We start from the raw sequence: 1224 nt of genomic DNA on the forward strand, positions 1-1224 counted from the left end.
GGGGTGCCGAACAGGTAGAGGATCAGGTCCTCGTCGAGGGTGATGCGGCCGAAGTCCATGGCGACCGTGGTGGTCGTCTTGCCGGAGACGTGGCTCAGGTCGTCGATGCCGGCGGACGCGGAGGTCATGACGGCTTCGGTGCGCAGGGGGTTGATCTCGGAGACGGCGCCGACGAGGGTGGTCTTGCCCACGCCGAAGCCGCCGGCGACGACGATCTTCGCGGATGTGGTGGCGCGGGTGGGGGCGGCCGCGTTAGAGCTTGCGAAGTCCACTGAGGACCCTTTCGAGCAGCGTGACGTCGGGCTGGTTTCCGGATTCGCCGCCGGAAGCGGGCTGGTGGATGGCGACCAGGCCGGCTTCGGCCAGGTCGGCCACGAGGATGCGCGCCACTCCCAGGGGAAGGGAGAGCAGCGCCGACACCTCGGCGACGGACTTCACCTCGGTGCAGAGGGTGCAGATCCGCTGGTGCTCGGGCAGCAGTGTGGCCAGACGCTGCGGGTCGACGCTGGCGGAGACGAGCGCCTCCAGCGCGAGTTCGTAGCGCGGGCGGGTGCGTCCGCCGGTCATCGCGAACGGCCGGATCAGCGGGCCCGAGTCGTGGTCGTCCTCGAACTCCTCGACGTGTCCGGGCTCCTGGGACGGGAAGCCGGGGTCGGGGTGCTGGCCGGGGACGTGCCCGGGAGCGCCGTGGCCGGCGTGCCGGCCGGGCAGGTGGCCGCCGGCCGCCCCGCCCTGTGCCGGGTAGCCCGCCGGGGGCGTGTCGTACGAGGGCTGCGGCTGCGTGTACTGGCCGTAGTGCTCCGGTGCCTGGCCGTACTGGGGCTGGGGCTGGCCGTACTGCTGCTGCTGGCCGTACTGCTGGCCGTATTGCTGACCGTGGCCGACGACGCCGGGTGCTCCGAAGGCGTCATGGCCCGTGCCAGGGTACGGAACGCCGTACTGGCCGCTGCGGTCGTCGGGCGGTGTCACGGTTCCTCTCCTCACAGGGTGCGGCGGTGCGGTGCGAGCTCGGGCCTAGGTCCGGGCCGGTGGTGCGAAGGCCGTACAACGTCCGAACCCGAGCCCGCCGAAGCGGGCCCGGGACGGACGTGGAGGTGCTTCGAATACCAGGACGGTATCCGACGAACCGTCAGTGCAGGAGACTGCCCTGGAGTTCTGCGCGGAGCGCGGGGGTGAGGACGGCGCCGGCGCGGTCGACCAGGAGGGCCATCTCGTAGCCGACCA

Annotated in this window: 2 protein-coding genes and 1 pseudogene; all 3 read right to left on the bottom strand. The window is 71.7% G+C overall.

All coding sequences use genetic code 11. The features are described 5' to 3' along the window. Nucleotides 1-272 (bottom strand): ATP/GTP-binding protein (locus tag ABZ885_RS41545; RefSeq protein WP_360200452.1); only part of this gene is annotated, 272 nt, incomplete at its 3' end. After that, nucleotides 253-969 (bottom strand): DUF742 domain-containing protein, encoded by a 717-nt coding sequence (locus ABZ885_RS41550; RefSeq protein WP_360200454.1) that lies wholly within the window; start codon nucleotides 967-969, stop codon nucleotides 253-255. The genes ABZ885_RS41550 and ABZ885_RS41545, both read right to left, overlap by 20 nt. A gap of 160 nt (nucleotides 970-1129) precedes the next feature. Beyond that, nucleotides 1130-1224, bottom strand: a pseudogene (locus tag ABZ885_RS41555) (roadblock/LC7 domain-containing protein); the annotation flags it as partial.

Origin of the sequence: Kitasatospora sp. NPDC047058, assembly GCF_040643935.1 — a bacterium.
Classification (GTDB): Bacteria; Actinomycetota; Actinomycetes; order Streptomycetales; family Streptomycetaceae; genus Kitasatospora.